This is a genomic window from Lentzea sp. NPDC004782, from assembly GCF_040609115.1.
Classification (GTDB): domain Bacteria; phylum Actinomycetota; class Actinomycetes; order Mycobacteriales; family Pseudonocardiaceae; genus Lentzea.
Window position 1 is genome coordinate 1 of sequence record NZ_JBEXJN010000053.1, and the last position, 21,691, is coordinate 21,691.

Below are 21,691 nucleotides of genomic sequence, written 5' to 3' on the forward strand. Positions count from 1 at the left end.
TCCTCTGCCTTTCTCCGGGTTGATAGCGGGGACGACGAGCGGTCCGAGCGTGTTCGGCTCGGGCTTGGGCGTGGTTTCTGCAATGGGCGGGCAGGATGTGGGCGCTTTCTTCTCCGCGCCGGGTGGCGGTGTGGGTGGCGGAGTCTTCCCCGGTAACGGGTCAATCGGCGATGGCTTGTTCGACGGTGGCTTGATGAGCGGTTATGTGTTTGGTGGTGGTCTGGATGTGTTTGGTGGTGGTCTGGTTGGGGAGGGTGTCGGGATGGAGGGGGTTGAGGGTGGGGATGCAACAACGTCGTTCGGTGGGAATGCCGGGTTTGATGTGTTGGCCGGTGGCGGTTCTGGGGAGGTTGTTGCATCGTCGGGCCAGGGCTTCCTGCTGGGGCCGGGGTGGGGCACGGTCGTCGATCCTCTGCCTTTCTCCGGGTTGATAGCGGGGACGACGAGCGGTCCGAGCGTGTTCGGCTCGGGCTTGGGCGTGGTTTCTGCAATGGGCGGGCAGGATGTGGGCGCTTTCTTCTCCGCGCCGGGTGGCGGGGCGCAGGAGACCTCGCCGGATCCTTCGGCAGTTGTCTCGGTGCCGATGTGGGGCCGGTTCACCGGCGAGTTCCCCGAGGTGCCGGACGCGGCCCTGGCCGAGGGGGCCCGAGCGGTGGTCCGCCTGGCGATGGCGACGTCGAACACCGATCGTGAGGGACTGGACCTGCGGGTTGTCGTCAGTGTGAGGGCCACAGCCCCTGGGGCGGTGGAACAATACGAGGAGATAGCCGCCGGGTTGAGGATCGGGATTCCTCGCTTGCTGACCCGGACGCTGGACGCGGACTACCCGGTGGACCGGTTCTCCGACCGGCCCGCGGACTGGCCGCTGACCTTCACGAGGGAATCCCTTTCCGGCGACGTCCACGGTCAATGGAGACTGGAGGTCCATCACAGTCCACGACGGACGTTCGCCTCGTACCGCGCGCAGCCCGTTCTGACCATGAGGACCGTCGGCAACGAAATCGTCTCGGCCGCCGATCGGCGGCGCATCGCGCTCATGGCGGAAGGCTTCACCGACGCGATGGTGCGGGTGGGCGACCGTCGGCTGCCGCGTTTCACGGTGACCGTGCACCTTCTGGAGAAGGTCAACGATCACGCCGCTCCGGCCCGGTCGGCGTTGTTCTCGGGCATCGTCGGAGAAGCTGTGCGGGGCAGGCTCTCCCAGTACCCGGCAGGCTCCACCACCGTGACGGTGGACGACGTGATGGCTCAGGCCAAGGTCATGACGCCCACTCACGATTCGCACTCCGACCCGGTCATGGGCTTGATCGAGGTCAAGGTGGAGGGACAGCGGCAGGAGACGGGGTCGTTCGGTCCCGAGTCGTTCGTGGACCCGCGTGCGGGTGGTCTGCAGGACAACCGTGAGGCCGGTGAGCGGGTCGCGGAGAGCTATTCCCGTTCCGCGGAGCGTGAGCCGGTGGGGGTTGTGGTCACGGCGGGCACGCCGTTGACTCGTCTCGCTGACGCGAGCGTGCTTTCTGTGGTGAGTGCGAAGGCTTCTGCGGGTCGGCTCGAGGAGTTGCGTGAGGTCGCTCGTTTGGTGATGGCTTCCAACGGACGGCCGCCGGTGGTGCTCGGTCGTGCCGACCAGCTGCGGCGGGATGCCTATGACCAGGTCGTCGCTCTGGTCTCGTGGCGGTTGTACCAGTTGGAGCGGGGTTTGCTGGGGCCGGAACACGACAACGCCGCCGACCTGGCAAGGGATCTGATGGCCGAGGCGGGGTTCGTGTCACCGAGAGGACAGGCCCGCGGTCCGCTGCCGGGCAGGCTTCCGGGTGGCGCCGGCTCCACCGTTACGGCAGGGAGCTCCGCGATGGCATCGTCGTCGACGCAGCCGCCTCCGCCGTTGGTGACGATCAACGAGTATCTGGGGGCTGGAAGGGTGGCAGGCGGTGCCGCGCTACGCGACCCCGCGATCGGCGCCGTCGACTGGTCTCGTCCGATGTACACCGCGTTCCTCGGTGGTCTCGCGGGTCAGGGCCCGAACGAGGCCGGCCACGCTTATTACGTCTTCCTGCGGGCGGCTGGACCGGACTCGGTCATGGCACACGGTGGCGTCGTCGACGCGAAGTTCGCGGCCGACGCGGTACGCGCATTGCCGGGTTTTCCCGCCGATCCCGGGGTCGAGATCCGGCTCGTCGCTCACGACACCGGTGCCCAGGCGATGGTCGCCCGTTTCGCCGGGCTGTTGCGAGGAACCGGCCCTCATCGGCACGTCACCGCGGCGGTGCTGCCGGCCGACCCCGTGTCCGTCGCGGTCAGCACGCCGCGTCACAGCGACTTCCACGTCGTGTCCGCGCAGGTGATCGAGCACGGTCGCGGTGCGTTCCGGCTGACCTCCGACGACGCGGAGGTCGCGGGCTGGCCGCGACGGTTGATGTCTTCCGTGATCGCCACCGCTCTCCCCCATCCGTCCCTGTACGTGGTGCTGGAGACCGACGGGCAGGGCGTGCTGTCCGGGGCCGGTGTGGTCAGTTCCGCCGACGCGGCTGCCGCGATGCTGGCACAGCCGAGCTTCTCGCTGGCGGACCCGGACAGCACCGTGTGGATCGTGGTTCATTCGCGGACCACGACGAGGGACGGGATGCGGGTGGCCGGTGAGTTCGCGGAGGCGCTGCGGGGTGATGGTCCGTACCGGCGGATGGATGCGGTGGCGCGGGTGGGGGACCGCAACCGCCGACCGGTCGAGCTGGCCCCGGCTCCGGCCGACTACGGTCCGGCCACCTTGCCGCGGCCGGACGATCTCCGCTTCAGCCGGATCGACACCCTGGACGGGCAGTTGCGCGGGCTCGAACTGTCCACGAACAACTTCTACGCAGGGCCGCTCAGCGTGACCACGGTCGAAACGCTGAGGGTGGCGTTCATGTCGGACCTCAACGGCCGGGACATGACCGTGCCCACACCCTGGCTGGAGGCACTGGAGCCTGGTCGCACGCCTCCGATCTGGCTGTTCCTCGGGCCGGACCTGCTGACGCCGTTGGTAGGTGGGGTCAGCCTGTTCCTGGACACGCGGCAGCTCGCCATTCGCATTGTGGGCAACAGTCAGTTCCGCGCGCTCACCGCAGGTGAGGTGCGCTCACCGCTGATCATCGTGCAAGAACAGCGACTGGGCGGTTACACGTTCGCCGAGCACCTGGCCGACGAACTCCTCATCCAGGGGGACACGCGAGAGATCCACGTTCTCTCAATGGGGATGCCTCTGGGGCGCTTGCCTACGGGTTCGATGCCCGTGTTGCGGGTGGGCAATGGTGTGCGCTACCGGCCCATGATGTTGACGCGGTTCGGGATCTCGGTGTTCGGCTCCGGGACGGTGTTCGGATATCCGAGCACCTCCGATCCCGCCTGGTCGAGGCAGGCGATGCAGCAATTCGCCGATGGTGTCTCGAACGGTTCGATCCGGTTGGCGGGCCAGTGGGGCTCTCGCCAGCCGGTGATCTTCGTCGCGCCTGGTGCTGCCGACAGCGCCGTGCTCGTGGAGAGATTTGGGATGAAGGGAGCGTTCGAGGTCGAGGGTCGATGGGCCGCCCAGGAGCAGTTGCGCGATCCGCGTTTCTCACAACTGGTGCGTTCCTCGCCGTTGCTGATCCTCGTCCCGGGAAGCGGTGACCGGGTCGGCTTCGGCGGGTTCGGGTTCGACTTCGTGACCGCCCTGCACGAGGCCGGCGTGTTCCCCGAGGCCTACGCCCAGATCGGGAGGGACGGACTTCCGGGAAGGACTGGAGCGGAGACACCCTCGTTCGCGTTGGTGTCCGGTCCCAGGGCCGGTGACCTGAGGCTGAGCCTGGTACGTGACCCGGCGAACGAGATCCGGATGGTCGTGGTGCGCGTACCCGGCGACGATGCCAGATTCGGGCAGTACACCGACTGGGCTCGCGGGTCGTCCAAGGTCAAGGATTACGACTGGGTGACGCTGCCGGACGGCACCAGGACGACCACGGGATGGGGTTCCGGAACCAGACCGCCGGTGTTCGTGGTCGCCGAGCGCACGCGCACCGGCTACCGGGGCACCCGGCCGGACGGCAGCGAGGCAGAGCACGACGCATCGACGCTGATGCGAATTCTCCGTGACGACATGAACCTGCGTCTGGCCTTGGGCCGGAATCCGAGGGAGAACCCATCGTTCGTGTTCGCGACGCTGGGAGACGGTGCTCTCGAAGCGCCTGAAATCCAACGGGGCCTGGCCTCGGGCGGGTACGCGCGTACGTTCTACTGGTCTGATGGCCCTTTCACGTTCCACGCGGACGGAACGGTAGCCATCGGGCCGGTTGCGCCGGGCGGCAAGGCCGTCAACAGTGTTCCGCCGTCAGCTCCATCCCCGGCGGAGGTGGTGTCCGTTTCGTTGTCCAACGCCGAGCTGGGCGAGTTCGGGCGGGCATTCCCGTCCAAGGATCACGATCTGGTGCAAGGATCGGCCTGGGCGCAGACCTACCGACCGGATCTCGGATTCGCCAATCGCTACTTTCTCGACGGGTCGAGCGGCGAGTTCTATTTCAGTCCCTATGCCGGACAGCGGTTCTGGGTGGTAGACGGACACGGCAGTGTCCATGGGATGCTGGTGTCCCTGAAGACCGGCCGTCCGCGTCAGTTCGGCGACATGACGATGCTGGGCGGCCGCGGTGCCGCTGCACTGCTACTTGCCACTGTGGTCTTCGAGGGCGCGAACCAGGACCGGGCCCCATCACTGCTGTTCTTCCAGTGCGACTTCAACCAGCGTGCACGAGGATCCGCGCTTTCGCTCGCTCAGCAGATTCTGCAGGCGTGGAACCGAATGTCGCCCGACCGGCCCATCGAACGGATGGTGGCGGCAACTGGACGGGTCGGCGTGTGGACCGGGTCCGTGAGACGCCCGTTGGAGACATTCGATGGTGGGATCTTCAGTCGTGTTGTGATGCCGGGCGAGCCCGTCCCAGCGCCGATCCGTCCTATTAGCCTCGTTGTTCCGCGCCAGCGGTTCTCGGTGACTTTTCGGCCGGGCGTGGACGATGTGTACCGGGCGCAGGAGACGAAAGAGGCGGGGGAACAGATCGCGGATGCGCTGGCCTGGCGGCAGATGCGGGGAACGCTCATCCGGCCCATCACGATCGCCGGAGGCGGGTCTCACAACATGCCGATCCGGTCCGATGAGGCCTTGGTCAAGGCCCGCGACCGGGTCGCTTGGGTGCGTGACCAGGTGTTGGACGCCATCCGGGCCAGGAACGAGTACCTCGAGTCGTTCGGACTGGCGGTGGACGTGAGCGCGCTGCGGTTCGTGCTGCTGCCGGCTGTCCGGCGGTCCCACCGCGGCGCACGTCCGCAGGAGGTGCTGATCCTGCCCAACCTGGAGGTGCGGAAGGACGAAGCCGCCGCGGCCCGCGCCGGTGGCCAGGTGTGGCGCGACCTGCTCGAGGCCGACGCAGGTGGAGGCAGTCCAAGCCAGGCTGCGGCGCTGCCACAGCCTGTGGTGTCCCATGCGTCGAAGGGCGTGCGGGGCGGTACGCCGCCGACGGGACCGTCCGGCGGCTTCGGCCAGTCGTCCTCGTCGGCGTCGCTTCCCGCCGTCGTCAGTTACCCGCCGGAGGGGTCGTCGCGTGGCGGGTTCGCGGTGGTGTCAAGGTCGGTTTCCTTGAACGACTGGCCGGGACACCTGCACGGCTGGCTCGGGCGAGGCCACTGGAGCGGGACGCGCCCGGCTTTCGTGATCATCGAGGCCGAGAACGGTGCCGCTCGCGACGAGACGGGTGTGATCGACGCGGACACCGCCGGTCAGAGAGTGCGGGACTCGGCGGGCTTCAAGGCGCTGGAGCGGGACACTCCGATCCGGGTACTGGTGCTCGACGTGAACGACGATCCCCGCACGACTGACTTCGCCAACCGGTTCGGTGAGGTGTTGCGTGCCAACGCTCCGCTACGGCCGGTGCTGATCGCGGTGGTGGACCAGGATCCATCGCTGTCCCGGTTCCGCCGGCCCGAACACGTGCACTTCAGTCCGTTGCCCGCCATCACCGCGGACAGCTTGGTCTCCGGACCCATGCGCAACTCGTCCGGTGACCTCGTCGGGTTCGACCTGTCCGGGGAACGCTGGTTGAACAGCGCGAAGGTGATGAGCCGCACGGTGCATGCGGAACGGGTCACCGACGCCCGAGCGTCTGGTCAGCCGTTCGTCACGACCGCGGCCGGACACCCCGGATACTACGTGCCGTTGCAGTGGGCAGGCCTCACAGAGCCGGGGCGTGTTCGCCCCGTGCTGATCGGGATGTCCGCCTCGGCCCCCGGACATCTGACTTTGAGCGAGGGGGAAGGCCATCCCCCGTTCCACCTCACCCCCGAGGAGACCGCCCGGATCCTGCTCGGCAAGCCGGGCTTCGTCGCTGCGATCACGGCGCCAGAGCAACCCACCCTGGTTCTGCTGACCCGGACAGCCGTGAACTCCGCGGCGGTCGGGCAAGGCCTCGCGGCCCAGGTCGTGACCGCGCTGTCGGCGGCCACTCAACGAACGTTCGCCACCATCGACGTCGTTGGTGAGTTGGCCGTGAACGTGGACGGTGTTCTGAGGATGCGTACCGCCAACCGCATTATGTACCGCCCGATGCCGGTCGGTGCCACCTCGGTTTTCCGCTCGAACTCGGTGTTCGGCTTCCCCAGCGAAAAGCGGGGCGCCGGATGGTCTCTCGCGACGTTCCAGGGTTTCTCCGACGCTGTGGAGAGTGGCCGGTTGGTCGTCCCCGGCCCGTGGAAGCACGCCCGGCCGTTCTTCTTCGTCGCCCCTGGTGAGGGTATCGGTGGGGGTCGCGCTGGGCTCGTGCGTGACGGAGAGGTCGACGTGAGCGGGGCCTGGGCCGGTACCGCGTTGCTGTCCGATCCGCACTTCCGCTCGGCCCTCACAACCACCCCGCGTCGCCCCCTGGTGATCATCAAGCCCCACCCGTCCGGTGAACAGACCTTCGGCACCTTCGCATTCGACCTGGTCACGCTGTTGCACCGATCCGGGTTCTATCCGACGGTGTACGCGTTGAAGGGCTTCGGAGATCTGACGACGGTCATCGATCCCTCCACGACCTACTCGGATGTGTCCGAGCTGCGGGCGGGTGACCTCAAGGTCTCGCCGGTGCGGGACGCGGCAGGCACACCGCGTGCGCTCGTCATACGCACTCCCGGTGACGATGCGTTCTTCGACTCGATGAACGTGTGGGCCAACGCCAGCACCGACGACTCGGTGCGGCAGCCGAGGTTGCCGGACGGTACCGCGGTGGACGCGAGCTGGCGGCACGAGCGCTTCACGCCGGTGTTCGTCGTGCTTCGGCCCGGCTCTGCCAGCTATCGCGGCGCCGCCGCGGACGGGGTGACTGAGCTCGACGTCACCCCGAGACAGCTGATCACAGTACTGCGCGACGACACGAACCTGCGTTTGGTGCTCGGCCGGGGCGATGCGGTGGCCCCAGGACTGACCGAACCGTCGGTCGTGTTCGCGCCGGTCGACGAACCTCTGCTGGACCCCGGCGATCTCGCCGCTGGACTCGCCCAAGGCGGTTATTTCCGCACGACTCACTGGCCGGACGGGACGATGCAGTTCAAGCCGGACGGTTCCATCGTCGTGAACGTGCCGACGTTCGGCAGCATGCCACCGCGCCCGATCACCGTCTCCGACGTCGTCTCGTACCCCATGGTAGTCCGCACGCACGGCCTGGACGGAGTGGTGTTCCCATCGCAGCCGCACGACCTGGTCACGACGATGGGTGACGCGGCGTTCAGAGCCGAAGCCGATCGCGACTTCTACTTCAGCAAGCGGAAGACCCTGGACTCCTCCGGTACCGAGGTCGAACTGGACGTGCCGATGCTCAGCCCTGCTTTTGGTCTCCAGCTGTGGCGCACATGGGCGCACGGGGAGCGGACGAAGGTGGACGCCGCATTGCCCACCTCCCGCCCCTATTCGCTGGGTGACATCGTCGGGCTCGGGCCGGAGCAGGTGGCCTCGTTCATCGTCGGACACGAACTCTTCACTCAGGCGCATCCGAACACCACTCCACCGTTGATCCTGGAAATGTGTCTGGTGGGCGGCCCTGGACCCGGTTCCACCGCTGAGAGCTTCGCGCACGCGATCAAGCGGGCGTTCAGCTCCGTCGCGCCGCATCGGGACGTTCCCAGGATGTTCGCCTCCACCGAGGTGATGTATTTCGGTCGTGGGCACAACTACGTCATCGACAACGGTGGTGACCTCGTCGAGGTCGTCGCGCCGGGCGCTGTCGTCCTCCCGTCCGTCGAGCTCACGGATCTCGTGGCGAACCACATCCCGCCGACGAGTACGAGGTTCGGCCCGAGTGGAGCCCGGATCAGCCCTGATTCCGGTGCCGGCATCGCACAGTCAGCGCGTGCCGTGGTGCGTGCCGCCGCGTGGCGCCAATTTCAACTCCCACAGGAACAGTGGCACACCGCGATGCCGTCTGTTGTCATCACCGGGGGAGGAACCGGCCATGCCCCGAAAGCTCCACGCGGGGGGCCGTTGCTCTCGATCGCCCGGACCGAGAAGGTCCGGCAACGCTTCGACGCCGAGATGCGCGACGAGGCGGAGAAGATGGAAAGCCGGAATATGCCGGTGGACGTCAATGCCATCCGCGTCGTTGTTCGGGTCCCTGGCAGGGACACGGCCTACGGTGTTCCGCAGCACGAGGTGCTGATCGAGACGTCGCTTGCCGCTCGCTCCGATTGGGATGTCGTCAGGAGTCGCGACGAGAGAGCGATCCGCGTGCTGTTCCGCGATCGCCGGGGCGTGGTGGTGGGAGCGGCCTTCCCCGTGAGGCAAAACCACACCTGAGGAACCAACGCCGATTCCGCCGCGAGCACCTTCACGGTGCGGCCCAGCGGTGCTGGCTTCTCCGGGCGGGGGACATCTCGCGCATCGTGCGGTCGTGCACGCCCCTTGGCGCAGCCAACGGCCGACGGCATGCGGCCGTTGGTGAGCCTTTGTCGCCCGCCGGCGGAACGTCAGAGCGGGATGACCGGGAGGGCCTCCAGCCTGCGCTTGAACTTTCCCGGTTGCCATCGAGCCTGGTCGGGTGGATCGACAAGTGCGGTTCGGGGAAAGCGCTCGAAGAACATCTGGAGCGCGACGGCGACTTCCGCCTTGCCCAGTTGTGCGCCAGGGCATCGGTGCACACCGTGCCCGAACCCGAGATGCCCGGTGGTCGTACGGGTGATGTCGAAGGTGTCCGGTTCGTCGAACTGGTGGGGATCGCGGTTCGCCGCACCGAGAGAGATGAGGAGCAGTTCACCTGGGGGAACAGTCACGCCGTCGAAGTGCAGTGCCTGGGTGACGACGTGAGGTGAGAGGAAGCGGAAGTTGGACTCGTACCGGACGATCTCGTCCACGCAGGTGTCGAACAGCTCTGGTCGAGCGAGAGCTTTGGCGAGCTCGCCGGGGTGCGTCATGAACGTGAAGGCGCCGTTGCCGATCGTGATGGCCACCTCCATGCCGCCGATGAGCAGGAAGACGTAACTCGAGGTGAGTTCCTCAGACGTCATCAGCCCTTCGTCGTGGAACCTCAGCAGAGTGGTGAACACATCGTCGCCGGGCTCCTGCCGTTTGGCGTCGGCGATTTCGGCAGCCCAGTCGGCGAGTGAACGGGCAGCTCGCTCCACTTCGCTGACCACAGGAGTCAACAGTGCTTCGACATCTATCGCCGCCCGAATGTTCCGCTCGTTCCCGGCAATCCCGGCGATGGCGCAGATGACTTTGCCGGAAATGGGGTAGGCGTAGTCCGTCAGGAAATCGATCGGCTGGCCGCGGTGGAACGTTTCCAGTAGTTCCTCGGCGGAATCGCGAACTTTGCGGGTCAGCTCCGCCATCTTCCTGGGGGTGAAGATGGTTCCCAAAGTGTTGCGCAGCAGCTGATGGCGCTCGCCTTCTTCGTAGAAGGGGCTTTGCCGCACGCCGCGCGGCACGCGGGGATGTTTGGCGTCGGTGCGCACCGCGCGGCCTGGGTTGACCTTGTTGCCGTGCTTGGTGCGATCCCGTGCGACGCTGGGGTCGGACAGCACCCTGCGCACGTCTTCGTACCGGGTGATGGCCCAGTAGCGGTGGCCTGCGCTCTCGACCGGGATCGCGGGGGAGGTATCGCGAAGTCTGGCGAACGCTTCGTGAGGGCAGGTCGTTAATTCCGTGATCGGAAGCTTCCCCAGCTCTTCCGGGATCGATTCCTGATGCTCCGTGATGCTCATCGATCGTTCTCCGTCACTAATCCTTCAGCACTACCGGAAGGTCCGCGAGCCTGCGCATGAACTTCCCGGGCTGCCAGCGGGCATGCTCGGGAGGCTCGACGAGCCTGGTGTTCGGGAACCGCTGGAACAACATCCTGAGCGCGACCTCGGTCTGAATTCGTCCCAGTCCCGCCCCGAGGCACCGGTGCACACCGTGCCCGAAACCCAGATGGCCGCCGGTCTCCCGCGTCACGTCGAACACGTCCGGTGACGGGAAACGTGCCGGGTCCCGGTTCGCCGCTCCTGGGGACAGGAGCAGCAACTCGCCTGCCGGAATGGTCACGCCGTCGAGCCGCAACGGTGCCGAGGTGTAACGCGGCGGTACGAACCGGAAAGGCGACTCGAACCGCACGATCTCCTCGACGCAGGCGGTGAACTGCTCAGGCTGGGTGATCAGCTTCGCCAGCTGGTCCGGGTTGCTCAACAGCGCCAAAGCGCCACTGCCGATCGAGCTCGCGGGCTCGAAACTCGTGACGATCATCAGGATGTACGTGGAGGCGAGTTCGTCAGCGCTCATCTGGCCGCTCTCGTGCGCGCGCAACAGGCTGGTGCACAGGTCGTCGCCGGGCTCGTCCTTCTTGACGAGGACGAGCTGCCTGGCGTAGTCGAACAACTCCTGCGCGGCCCGTTCGATCTCGTCGATGTCCAGAGATCCGATCATCGCTCTGGACATGGCGGCCAGAACATCGCGGTCGTCGGCAGACACGCCCAGTGTCTCCAGACCCACCGTGCCCACGATCGGGGTGGCGCATCGCGAGACCAGGTCGACCGGCTCGCCCACCGGTAACGCGTCCAGCACGTCTCGCGTCACCTGTTCGGTCCTCAGTCCCAGCTTCCGCAGCTTGCCGGTCGTGAAGGAACCGCTGACCAGCGTCCGCAGTCGCTGGTGGCTCTCTCCGTCGCGGTCGAAAAGGCTTCGCCGTGAGTCGTGCGGCAGATGAGCCTTGCGCACAGCGCGGACCATGCAGTTGGCGTTGATCTCACGCCGATGTTCGACCAGGTCGCGCAACACCGTGGGATCCGCCAGGACCCGGCGGACGTCGTCGTACCGCGTGATCACCCACATCCGGTACCCGACACTCTCCACCGGGAAGGCCGCGCACGACTCCCGAATAGCTGCCAGTGTGCCATACGGATTGATCACCAAATCCTTCATGCTGATCTTTCCGAGAGCGTCTGTGAGATCGGCACGACTTCGGGTGTCGGCCATGACGCACCTCCGGGGTCGAGCGAACGGCCGGCTTGCGCTGTTTGGGTGGAAATCTTTTTTCGAGGCTCGCGTCGCGACGCTGGGCGGCATCGGTGAAGGTGGGCCGCGAGCGCGTTTATATGTCGCGACTGGTCCTCGAGAATGGCCGGCTCACGTGGGCGTGTCGATGGGGAATAATACGCTGGCATTCTACGGTCCGGAATCCGCTGTTCGGCATAATGGGCCGACCTGCCGCCTGTGCGAGGTGGAGCACGCGGTGCAGCGTCGTTGCCCGCACGACTCGCCTGTTCGGTGTAGGGCCCGCGCCGCCATGTGTGTCGAAGGTGCTGATGGGCGCCGGTGTCGTGTGCCTCTGGCCTCGCTCTTGCCGAGCCGTGGGGAGGTGCCTCCCCGGTGATCTTGGGTGTGGCGTTTGTGCGGCTGTCTGCACCTGGCGGCACTCTCATCGGTACTTTCGGGCATGTTGCTCCGGGTGTGTGAGTCTGCCCTCTAACGTGTGCTTGTCGCGAGAATCTGATTGCCGGGAAGGGTGGTCGATTGCCCGCAGTCGAGTGTTGCCGAGCTGGCAGTGGATGAATTTGTGGAATTATCGCTGAGTGTCTACTTTGGGGGGCATCGCGTCGTGATGATGTGGTGTGGGTTTTTGTTCTTGATCATGTGATGCCGACGAAGTCCTGACGACGTTCTTTTGTCGGTTTGGTGGAATGCGGTCGCAGCGGCAGGGGAGTCAGCTCTGTGCTTTCGGTCGCTGTCGGCCGGTCGTGACTCTTCATGTACCTGAAGTTGCTGGAGATCCCGACGGGTCTCCGGCCGATTCGCCCTGCGAATGGGGCGAGACCCCTGCACAGATGTCCCCATCTGGAGGAACGGATGACCACGTACCAGGAGAGAGCAGAAGTGGGCGGAGCGGTTTTCGTGTCGCTCGACGGTGAGGGTCTCACCGTCGGTGACGTCCGCCGTATCGCCGAGGATCGCGAGCCCTGCGCGGTCGACCCGATGGCGGTGGAGAAAGCGCTCAGCAGCCGGGCTCACTTCGAGGAGATCATCAAGAGCGATGTGCCGGTCTACGGCGTCACCACCGGCTATGGCGAGATGGTGTACATGCTCGTGGACACCTCTCGGGAGGTGGAACTGCAAACCAACCTGGTGCGCAGCCACAGTGCCGGGGTCGGCCCCTTGTTCAGCGAGGTCGAGGTGCGGGCAATGCTCGTCGCGCGGCTCAACGCATTGGCCAAGGGGTACTCCGCGGTGCGGCCGGAACTGCTGGATCGCCTGGCGCTCCATCTGAACCTCGGCCTCATCCCCGCCGTTCCGGAGATCGGTTCGCTCGGTGCCAGCGGTGACCTGGCGCCTCTCTCGCACATCGCGAGCACGCTGATCGGGGAGGGCTACCTGCTGCGCGACGGAGGCAAGACTCCGACCGGGCCGGTCCTGCGAGAACTGGGCATCGAGCCGCTGAGCCTCCGGTTCAAGGAGGGACTGGCGCTCATCAACGGCACGTCGGCGATGACGGGGCTCGGCTCCCTGGTGGCCTCGAGGGCCTTGGACCAGGTGCGCCAGTCGGAGGTCATCGCCGCGCTCGTGCTGGAGACCATGCGGGCCTCGACGAGTCCGTTCCAGCCGGAAGGGCATGTGCTCGCCCGGCCGCATCAGGGCCAGATCGACTCCGCGGCCAACGTGCTCGCGTTGATGAGCGGCACGGGGCTCGCCGTCGACCACGAGGATCTCCGGCGTCAGCTGCACGGACCCGAAGGCGGGGACGCGGTCTCGCGCAACGAGGTTTACCTGCAGAAGGCGTACACGCTTCGTGCGGTGCCCCAGGTGCTGGGCGCGGTGCGCGACACCGTCTACCACGCAATCGCCACTGTGGAGACCGAGCTCAACTCCGCGAACGACAACCCCTTGTTCTTCGCGGACAAGGAGGTGTTCCACGGAGCGAACTTCCACGGTCAACCGGTTGCCTTCGTGATGGACTTCCTCACCATCGCGCTGACCCAGCTCGGTGTCTTCTCGGAACGGCGCAGCAACAGGTTGTTCAACCGTCATCTGAGCGACGGTCTGCCCGAGTTCCTCGTCGCCGCGGAACCTGGGCTGAACAGCGGTTTCGCCGGGGCGCAGTACCCTGCGACGGCGCTGGTGGCGGAAAACAGGACGATCGGCCCGGCGAGCATCCAGAGCGTGCCGTCGAACGGTGACAACCAGGACGTCGTGAGCATGGGCCTCATCGCCGCCCGCAATGCGCGGCGCGTGCTGGGCAACAACACCCGCATCCTCGCCGTCGAAGCGTTGGCGGCGGCCCAGGCGGTCGACATCTCGGGACGGTTCGCCGAGCTCAGCCCGGTGGGCAAGGCCACCTACCGCGCGATCAGATCATTGGTGTCCACTTTGGACCGCGACCGGTACATGTCGGACGACATCGAGCTCGTCGCAGACGCGATCGGCCGGGGCGCGCTGCTGAGCCCGCCGGCCGAGTGCGGCGTGACCCTGCACTGAGTCCGAAGGTGAGGCCCCTGCACGGAGGTTGGCTGATGACTGCTGGTGTGCGAGAGACTTCCTGTCCCGCGGTGCTCGACGCGCCGCCGGGGACGGACGTCGATCCGGACGAACTCGTGCGGGCGGCGATGCGATGGCACTTCTCGCCGGAGACGGGCTCGCGCTTCTGGCTCGAGCGGGCCGGACAGCTGGACTTCGATCCGCGGACGGACGTGCGAGAGTTCGGCGATCTGCGCATGTTCCCGCAGGTGGTGGACGATCTGCGGGACGTGCCGGTGGAGCACCTGGTTCCGCGGGGCTACCGAGGTGCCGTCGACGTCGTGGGCGTTTTCGAGAGCGGCGGCACCACCGGGCGGCCGAAGCGCGTGGTGTTCCTTGCGGACTGGATGGAACACGAGATGGCGTCGGCCATGCGCGCGATGGACGCCCGCGGTTATCCGAGAGGTACCAACTGGTTGTCTCTTGGTCCCGCAGGTCCTCACGACTACGCGGAACTGACGGGCCAGTACGCGCGCCGCCGCGGTGGCGTTCGTTTCGCCATCGACTTCGATCCGCGCTGGGTGAAGCGGTGTCTGCACGAGCGCAGGAACGACGAGGCGGAACGCTATCTCGACCACCTCATGGCACAGGCGCGCGACGTGCTGCGAAGCCAGGCGGTCGGGGTGCTGCAGGCGCCACCTCCGTTGCTGGTGCGACTCGCGCAGGACGAAGAGCTCGTCGACCTGGTCCGCGATCAGGTGCGGGCGATCACCTGGTGCGGCACCAGTTTCGACCTGGACACGCGTGCTCTCCTGCGAGAAGAGGTATTCCCCGGGATACCGCAGTACGGGCTGTACGGCAGCACGATCGTGCTGAGCGCGGTGTTCGAGCGAGCACCTCTCCGTGATGACGAGTGCGTGTTCGACCCGCTGTCCGCGCACGTGGGGTTCACCGTCGTCGAGCCGGAGAGCGGAAACCCAGTACCGGTGGGGGAAACCGGCCGTGTCGTCATGCATCACGTGAGCAAGTCGATGCTCATGCCCAACGTTCTCGAACGGGACCTGGCACGTCGCGTCGAAGGACTGCCGGGCCAGGTGGGGCATTCGCTCGCTGAGGTGCGTCCCGTGCTGGAGATCGGCGGCGTCACCGTGGTCGAGGGGGCGTACTGATGTCCGAGTCGGCCGTTCAACCGGATTCCTGGCTGCACATCGACGCTCTCGGGCCTGATCGTCCCTACCGTCCCCGTGCACGGCACGTCGTGCAGGACGTCACCGGCGCGCCGATCGCGGCGCTGACGCAGGTTCCCCGGCTCTACGCGACAAGAACGCTGTCGCGGCTGAGGTCTGCTCCGGCGAGCGGAGCGGCTGACGGCGTTGCAGTGCACCAGGAACGGTTGGCGAGGTTCGCGGACCTGGTCGAACACGGTGTGGTCGGAGGAATCGGCCCGGAGGACCATCATCGGCTGGTGGCCAGGGCGACCGGAGTGCCGGTCAGCGTTGTGAGGGCTGCCTCCACCACGATCGCGGACGCCGCGCGTGCGGCGGGCCGGTCGGTCGAAGCTGCGCGGCCTCGGTACGCCACGTGGGATCGCGCGAACCTGGACCCCGTGAGAGGCGGCGTGCTGTGGCGGAGGAAGGGACGGCTGCTCGGCGTTCACGCGGCCGGCAACCACCCCGCCGTCCACTCGCTGTGGTTCGACGCGCTGGTGCTGGGTTATCGCGTCGTAGTTCGCCCTTCCAGACGCGATCCGTTCACCGCGCATCGGGTGGTGCTGGCGCTGCGCGAGTCTGGAGTACCCGCGGAGGACGTCGTCCTGCTACCGGGAGACCACGACATCGGAGACGAGGTGGTGCGGGGCAGTGATCTCGCCATGGTGTTCGGCGGTGACGAGGTGGTGCGGCGCTACGGGCAGGGCGGGACTCCTGTTCTGCCACAGGGACCAGGACGGGTGAAGGTGCTCGTCCAGGGACCGTGGGAGAGCCACCTCGACTCGGTGGTGGAGTCCGTGTGCGGGCTTGCGGGAGTGTCCTGTCTCAACACGACCGCCGTTCTCGCCGACACCGATCCCGCTGGTCTCGCCGCCGCACTGGCGGAACGGCTTGCCAGCTTCTCCCCGCTGGCGCCGGAGGACGACGCGGCGGTGCTCCCCTGCCGCCCTCTGGCTGAAGCTCGCGCGCTGGCGGAGCTGCTTCGAACCCACTCCGCGGGTACGACCGCGGTTGGCACCACGTCCGGCATCGTGCACGACTTGGGTGACGGCAGTGCCGCGTTGCGGCCGTCCGTGCGGTTGCTGCCCTGCGTGAGCTCGGTGCAGCGCGACGTGGAACTGCCGTTCCCCTGTGTCTGGGTCGCCCCCTGGAACAGGTCGGACGGCGTGGCGCCACTGCGAAGTTCCCTGGTCGTCGCCGTGGCGGCCACCGAGCAGAGCCTCGTTGACGATCTGCTCGCCGAACCGACGATCCACAACCTCTACGGGCTCGACAGACCCACGTGGTGGCTGGGCCCCGGACTTCCCCACGACGGATATCTCTCGGAGTTTCTCATGCGTTGCAGCACAGTGGCAGGTCTCTGAACATGCGAGCAGTGGTGATGAGCCAAGACGGCGTCGTCCACGTCGACGACGTCTACGAACCGCAGATCGAGCAGCCCACCGACGTGGTGGTGAAGGTGGTGGCAGCCGCGGTGTGCGGCACCGACCTGTGGATGATGCGGGGGATCGCCCCCGTGCCGCGTCCGGTGCGCACCGGGCACGAGTTCGTCGGGGTGGTCGTCGAGTGCGGGACGGACGTACGTGGACTGCGACCGGGCACCTTCGTCATCGCGCCCTTCCAGGTCTCGGACGGAGTCTGCCCGGAATGTCTCCGAGGCCTGCCGATCGCTTGCTGGAACCGGAGGTTCTTCGGTGAGTTCGACGACGGCGAAGCGCTGGACGGCGGCCAGGCCGAGTTCGTGCGGGTGCCGTTCGCGGAGGCGACCCTGCTCGCCCTGGCGGACCAGCCCGATCCGGCGCTGGTACCGCAACTGCTGACTCTCACCGATGTGATGCCGACGGGCTACGAGGCAGCCCGGCACGCCGGGGTGCAATCAGGAGCCTCAGTGGTGGTGGTAGGAGACGGCGCCGTGGCGCAGTGCGCGATCATGGCCAGCAAGTGGCTCGGCGCTGAACAGATCGTGGTGATGTCGACCCACCCGTCGAGACAGGCACTCGCCAGGAAGAACGGCGCGACGGACGTCGTCGGTCTTCGCGGTGACGACGGGGCGACGGCCGTGCGCGATCTACTCGATGGTGGAGCCGACCACGTCATCGACGCGGTCGGAACGCTGCCCGCGATGCGACAGGCGATCGGTTGCGCGCGTCCGGGCGGGAGGATCGGTTACGTCGGCCTGCCGTGGAACGTCGAGCTTCCGCTCTGGGAGCTCTTCGGCAAGAACCTCGTCCTGAGCGGCGGAGGCGCGAACGTCAGGACAGTCATGCCGACGCTGCTGCCCGCGGTGCTGGCTGGCGACCTGAATCCCGGCGTCGTCTTCGACAGCACGTTCCCGTTGGCACAGGCATCCGACGCGTACCTCGCGATGAATCAGCGCCAGAGCGTCAAGTCGATGCTGCTGCCGTAGCCGAGTGGAAGGGACATCGATCATGTTACGTGATCTCGAAGTGTCGACGAGTGTCCTGCTACCCCAGCCGCGCTCAGGTCCCGTGGTGCTGAACAGCCGTCTCAGCGCGACGCTTCCGGTCGTGCACCGCGGCGCGGGTGTGTACGTGTGGGACACCGCAGGAAAGTGTTACCTGGACGGTTCATCGGGCTCTGTCGCGGCGGTGCTGGGCCACGCACATCCGAACCTCCTCCGCGCGATGAGCGGCCAAGCCGAGCAGATCAGCCACGTGTACCGCGGCATGTTCGCCAACCGGCCCGCGGAAGAACTTGCGCGCCTGCTCCTCTCGCAGTCAGGCGGCGACTACCGCCGCGTCCAGTTCGCGAACAGTGGTTCGGAAGCGGTGGAGATCGCGCTGAAGATCGCGATCCAGTACTGGCAGGAGCGAGGACGGCCGACGAAGACCGGGATGCTCAGCAGGAGGCACAGCTACCACGGGAACACCATGGGAGCGCTCTCGTTGTCCGGTCACGCCGGTCGGCGCTCCCGGTTCGAGACTGTGCTCCACGACTACCCGGCCTTACCGGCACCGACCTCCGACCAGGATTTCGCGGACTTCGAGAATGCCGTGGAACGACTCGGACCGGAGAACCTGGCCGCTGTCGTGGTCGAGCCAGTGGTGGGCGGTGCGGCACTGGCACTGGTGCCACCGGACGGATATCACCGGCGCTTGCGGTCGCTGTGCGACGAGTACGAACTCCTGCTGATCGCGGACGAGGTGATGACCGGGGTCCACCGCACCGGTCCGCTGCTCGCGATGGACGACTTCGAGGTCGACGCCGATCTCACGGTTCTCGGCAAGGGGCTGGGAGGTGGCTGCATCCCGCTGTCGGCGGTGATGGTGTCCGGCAGGGTGATCGACGGAGTCCTCGCGGGCAGCGGCCGCCTCGACACCGGTGGCCACACCTACGCCTCAGGTCCGTTGGCTGCCGCGGTCGGGCTGGAGGTGATGCGGACGATTCAGTCCGACGGTCTCGCGGCCGCCTGCCGCGGCGTGGGGGAGCAGCTCGGCCATGCACTCGTGGAGATGGGCCGGTCTCACCCCGCGGTGCGAGAAGTCCGGGGCACGGGGATGCTCTGGGGGATCGAGCTAGCCCCTGAAGCCCCGGCACGTGCGGCCGAGCGGCTGGTCGAGGCCGCCGCAGAAGCGGGGTTGATCATCTATCTGGCCGGGGACGACGGGATCGAGGGCGTTCTCGTCGCCCCGCCGTTGATCATGGAACTTCCGCACGTCGACGAACTGGTGGGCAAGCTCGACCTCGCGCTGACGGCGATCGAGCGGACGAGGAGCGCGGTGTGAATCACCGGATCGCTCCGCGCATCCTGCTGATCGGAACTGCGGACACCAAAGGCGCCGAGCTTTCACTGTTGCGCGGAGAAATCGAGAAGCGGGGCGCCGGCTGCGTGCTCATGGACGTGGGCGTCGTCGGCGAAGCCGAGGTGATGGCCGGCATCGACCGGCACACGGTCGCCGCGGCGGCGGGCACGACGATCGAGAACATCGCGCACGGTCAGGACGAGAACACGGCGATGGGTGCCATGGCCGCCGGCGCGAGCAAGCTCGCCGCGGCGCTTGCCGACCGCGGTGACATCGACGGTGTGCTCGCCATCGGGGGAACGATGGGCACGGACCTCGCGCTGGAGGTGGCGGCGGCGTTGCCCGTGGGTCTTGCGAAGGTCATCGTCTCCACGGTCGCGTTCTCCCACATCATTCCCCCGGAACGATTGTCGTCCGACCTCACGATGATGCTCTGGACAGGTGGGCTCTGGGGGATGAATGAGGCGTGTCGCTCGGTGCTGCGTCAGGCGGCCGGCGCGGTGGTCGGCGCCGCCGAGTGCGCGAGACCGCTCGTGTTCGAGCGGCCGGTCGTCGGGTTGTCGACCTTGGGCACGTCCGTTCTCCGCTACGTCACCGAACTCCTGCCGGCACTCGATGAACGCGGATACGAAGTTCTCGTCTTCCACGCCGTGGGCATGGGCGGGCGCTCGCTGGAGCAGTTCGCGGCACAGGGCAGGCTGGCTGCGGTGCTGGACCTGTGCCTGATCGAGGTCGGCAACTGGGCCTTGGGCAGTACCGTCCACTCCGGACCCGACAGGCTCAGCGCCGCCGGCGCGCGGGGGATTCCGCAGATCCTCGCTCCCGGTGGTCTGGACAGCGTCGACTACTGCACGTGGTCGGCGCGCCCACGAGTTCGCGAAGAATCCTTTCGTGTCCACAACAGACTCGTGGGCAGCTCGGCCACCAGCCCAGAGGACAAGGCCCAGGTAGCGATGATGATCGCGGAGCGTGCGAATCTCGCCAGCGGGCCCGTCGCGGTCGTGCTGCCGCTCGACGGCTTCAGCGAGTGGGACCGGGCCGGGTCGCCGATGTGGGATCCCGAGGGAGTGAATGCATTTGCCGATGCGATGGAGGCCAGGCTCTCGCAGACCGTGGACTACCGGCCAGTGCGCGCGCACATCAACGACCACGCCTTCGTCGACGCAGTCCTGTCCGTCTTCGACCAGTGGGTGGAGAGAGGGGACATCCCCAGAGGAGTGCCGAGTACGGCTTCTCCCTCGCCCTCAGGTCAACCCGTCGGGCAGGAGCGGTGATCGGTCGCGAGGCCCGGCTGTCCGGCATCGCAAGAACGTCGTCCGATGCGGAACCGGCGGACAGGCAGGCGGTGGCGGTGCGCAGGTCAGGACGCATGGGCGGGTTCCTCTTTCAGCTCCTCGAAATGAGCGAGCATCCGGTCCGCGTCGGGCTCAACCCCTGTGAACAGCCGCATCGCCTCAGCGGCCTGGAGAACGGCCATGCCGCCGCCGTGCAGCACTCGGCAGCCCCGCGCCCGTGCGGCCGCGAGCAGTGCTGTCTCCAGTGGTCGATAGACGATGTCGGCGACCCAGAGTTCCTCGTGCAGCAACGACTCGTCGACGGGCAGTCCAGGATATGCGGCCATGCCCCTCGGCGTGGCGTGCACCAGGCCGTCGGCGGTGCGGATCTCGTCAGAACCGCACACTGCCGCTCGATCGACGCCGAACCTGCGTTGCAGTGACTCCACCAACTGCTTGGATCGGCGCGCGTTCACGTGTACACCGAGTCGCTCGGTGCCGAGTGACAGCAGCGCGTGCGCCACCGCGGCACCTGCTCCGCCCGCTCCGAGCAGTACGACGTTCTCCATCCTGGCGCCCGGCAGGCCTCGGCTCAGGCTGCGCGCGAAGCCCGTGGCGTCGGTGTTGTGACCGATCGCCTTGCCCTTGGCGAACACTACGGTGTTGACGGCGCCGAGCGCGGCGGCCTCGGGGACGATTTCGTCCAGATGCGGCAGGATCGCCTGCTTTCCCGGATGGGTGATGTTGAGCCCGTCGAATCCTGCTGTCCGGGCCGCGCTCAGCACCTCACCCACAGACAGCTCGAGCATGTCGAGATCGAGCAGACGGTAGACGTAACGCAGCCCGAGTTCATCGGCCTCACACTCGTGCAGTGTCGGACTCAGCGACGGACCGATGCCGGAGCCGACGAGCCCGATCAGGTAGCTGGTCACCCAATCCCCCCGCAATGTATGAACTAGATAACTGATTCCGTGAAGTTGGTGTCAGTGATCGAACGTGGTCAGTGAGCGTTTGCTGGTCACCCTCGCCTTCCAGCTGTGCCCGCTGGTGGCGGCCATGGCCAGCAGGCGCTGAGCAACTCGGGCGAACACTCCGGCAGGGGTGCGTGCGCTGTGTCGCTCAAGGTGGAGCTGACCTCTGAGGGTCTGTTGACCGATTCGATCCGCTGTCGGAGACCACCGAGGCTGCCGTTGCCGTAGGTCTCCTCCTTGCGGTCGAGACGGAGCAGGATCAGGGCCGACCTCTCGGTGCACAGCTTCAACGGCTTGCCGGAGAAACCTTTGTCCACCAGAGATCTGGGCCATCACGGGTGAGGTGATGGTTGTGCGCGAGCACGTTGACCAGATGGTGCTTCAAACCAGTTGGGGCGCTGGCGACCTGGCTCGGTTCGGTTGGGCCACCTTTGAGGGCTCGGACATGCGAGCCGTCCGGTCACGGCCCTCGACCAGTCTGGAGTCCCGGCGGTGTTCAACTCGACGAGCAGTTGCCGTATGC

The 21,691-nt window shown here is 66.9% G+C and carries 10 protein-coding genes; 7 read left to right on the top strand and 3 right to left on the bottom strand.

Annotated elements, in window-relative coordinates; translation table 11 throughout:
• Positions 1 to 490: 490 nt before the first annotated feature.
• Entirely contained in the window at positions 491 to 8,827 is an 8,337-nt protein-coding gene (locus tag ABZV40_RS35915; protein ID WP_355452123.1) for a hypothetical protein, read from the top strand.
• A gap of 170 nt (positions 8,828 to 8,997) precedes the next feature.
• Here the strand turns inward: ABZV40_RS35915 and ABZV40_RS35920 are convergent, their stop codons facing one another.
• Positions 8,998 to 10,230, bottom strand: coding sequence for a cytochrome P450 (locus ABZV40_RS35920; protein WP_355452126.1), 1,233 nt, complete (start codon positions 10,228 to 10,230; stop codon positions 8,998 to 9,000).
• A 16-nt stretch (positions 10,231 to 10,246) separates the two neighbouring features.
• Positions 10,247 to 11,413 carry a cytochrome P450 gene (locus ABZV40_RS35925; protein WP_355452129.1) on the bottom strand — a complete coding sequence of 389 codons (1,167 nt, stop codon included), beginning with the start codon at positions 11,411 to 11,413 and terminating at the stop codon, positions 10,247 to 10,249.
• A 936-nt stretch (positions 11,414 to 12,349) separates the two neighbouring features.
• Here ABZV40_RS35925 and cmdF point away from each other — a divergent pair.
• From cmdF to ABZV40_RS35955, 6 genes are all read left to right on the top strand, one after another.
• Positions 12,350 to 13,972: a tyrosine 2,3-aminomutase gene (cmdF, locus tag ABZV40_RS35930; RefSeq protein ID WP_355452131.1), complete on the top strand. Its 1,623-nt coding sequence runs from the start codon at positions 12,350 to 12,352 to the stop codon at positions 13,970 to 13,972.
• Positions 13,973 to 14,007: 35 nt separating this feature from the next.
• Positions 14,008 to 15,120 carry a phenazine antibiotic biosynthesis protein gene (locus ABZV40_RS35935; protein ID WP_355452134.1) on the top strand — a complete coding sequence of 371 codons (1,113 nt, stop codon included), beginning with the start codon at positions 14,008 to 14,010 and terminating at the stop codon, positions 15,118 to 15,120.
• Entirely contained in the window at positions 15,120 to 16,523 is a 1,404-nt protein-coding gene (locus ABZV40_RS35940) for an aldehyde dehydrogenase family protein (RefSeq protein ID WP_355452137.1), read from the top strand. The genes ABZV40_RS35935 and ABZV40_RS35940 overlap by 1 nt, the downstream gene beginning before the upstream one ends.
• A gap of 17 nt (positions 16,524 to 16,540) precedes the next feature.
• Positions 16,541 to 17,566, top strand: coding sequence for an alcohol dehydrogenase catalytic domain-containing protein (locus ABZV40_RS35945; RefSeq protein WP_355452140.1), 1,026 nt, complete (start codon positions 16,541 to 16,543; stop codon positions 17,564 to 17,566).
• A gap of 85 nt (positions 17,567 to 17,651) precedes the next feature.
• Positions 17,652 to 18,905 carry an aminotransferase class III-fold pyridoxal phosphate-dependent enzyme gene (locus ABZV40_RS35950; protein ID WP_355452143.1) on the top strand — a complete coding sequence of 418 codons (1,254 nt, stop codon included), beginning with the start codon at positions 17,652 to 17,654 and terminating at the stop codon, positions 18,903 to 18,905.
• Positions 18,902 to 20,197: a Tm-1-like ATP-binding domain-containing protein gene (locus tag ABZV40_RS35955; protein WP_355452146.1), complete on the top strand. Its 1,296-nt coding sequence runs from the start codon at positions 18,902 to 18,904 to the stop codon at positions 20,195 to 20,197. Before ABZV40_RS35950 ends, ABZV40_RS35955 begins: the two co-directional genes overlap by 4 nt.
• Positions 20,198 to 20,283: 86 nt before the next feature.
• Here ABZV40_RS35955 and ABZV40_RS35960 read toward each other — a convergent pair whose 3' ends face one another.
• On the bottom strand, positions 20,284 to 21,129 hold the full coding sequence (locus ABZV40_RS35960; protein ID WP_355452149.1) for a shikimate dehydrogenase: 846 nt from the start codon (positions 21,127 to 21,129) through the stop codon (positions 20,284 to 20,286).
• Positions 21,130 to 21,691 lie beyond the last annotated feature (562 nt).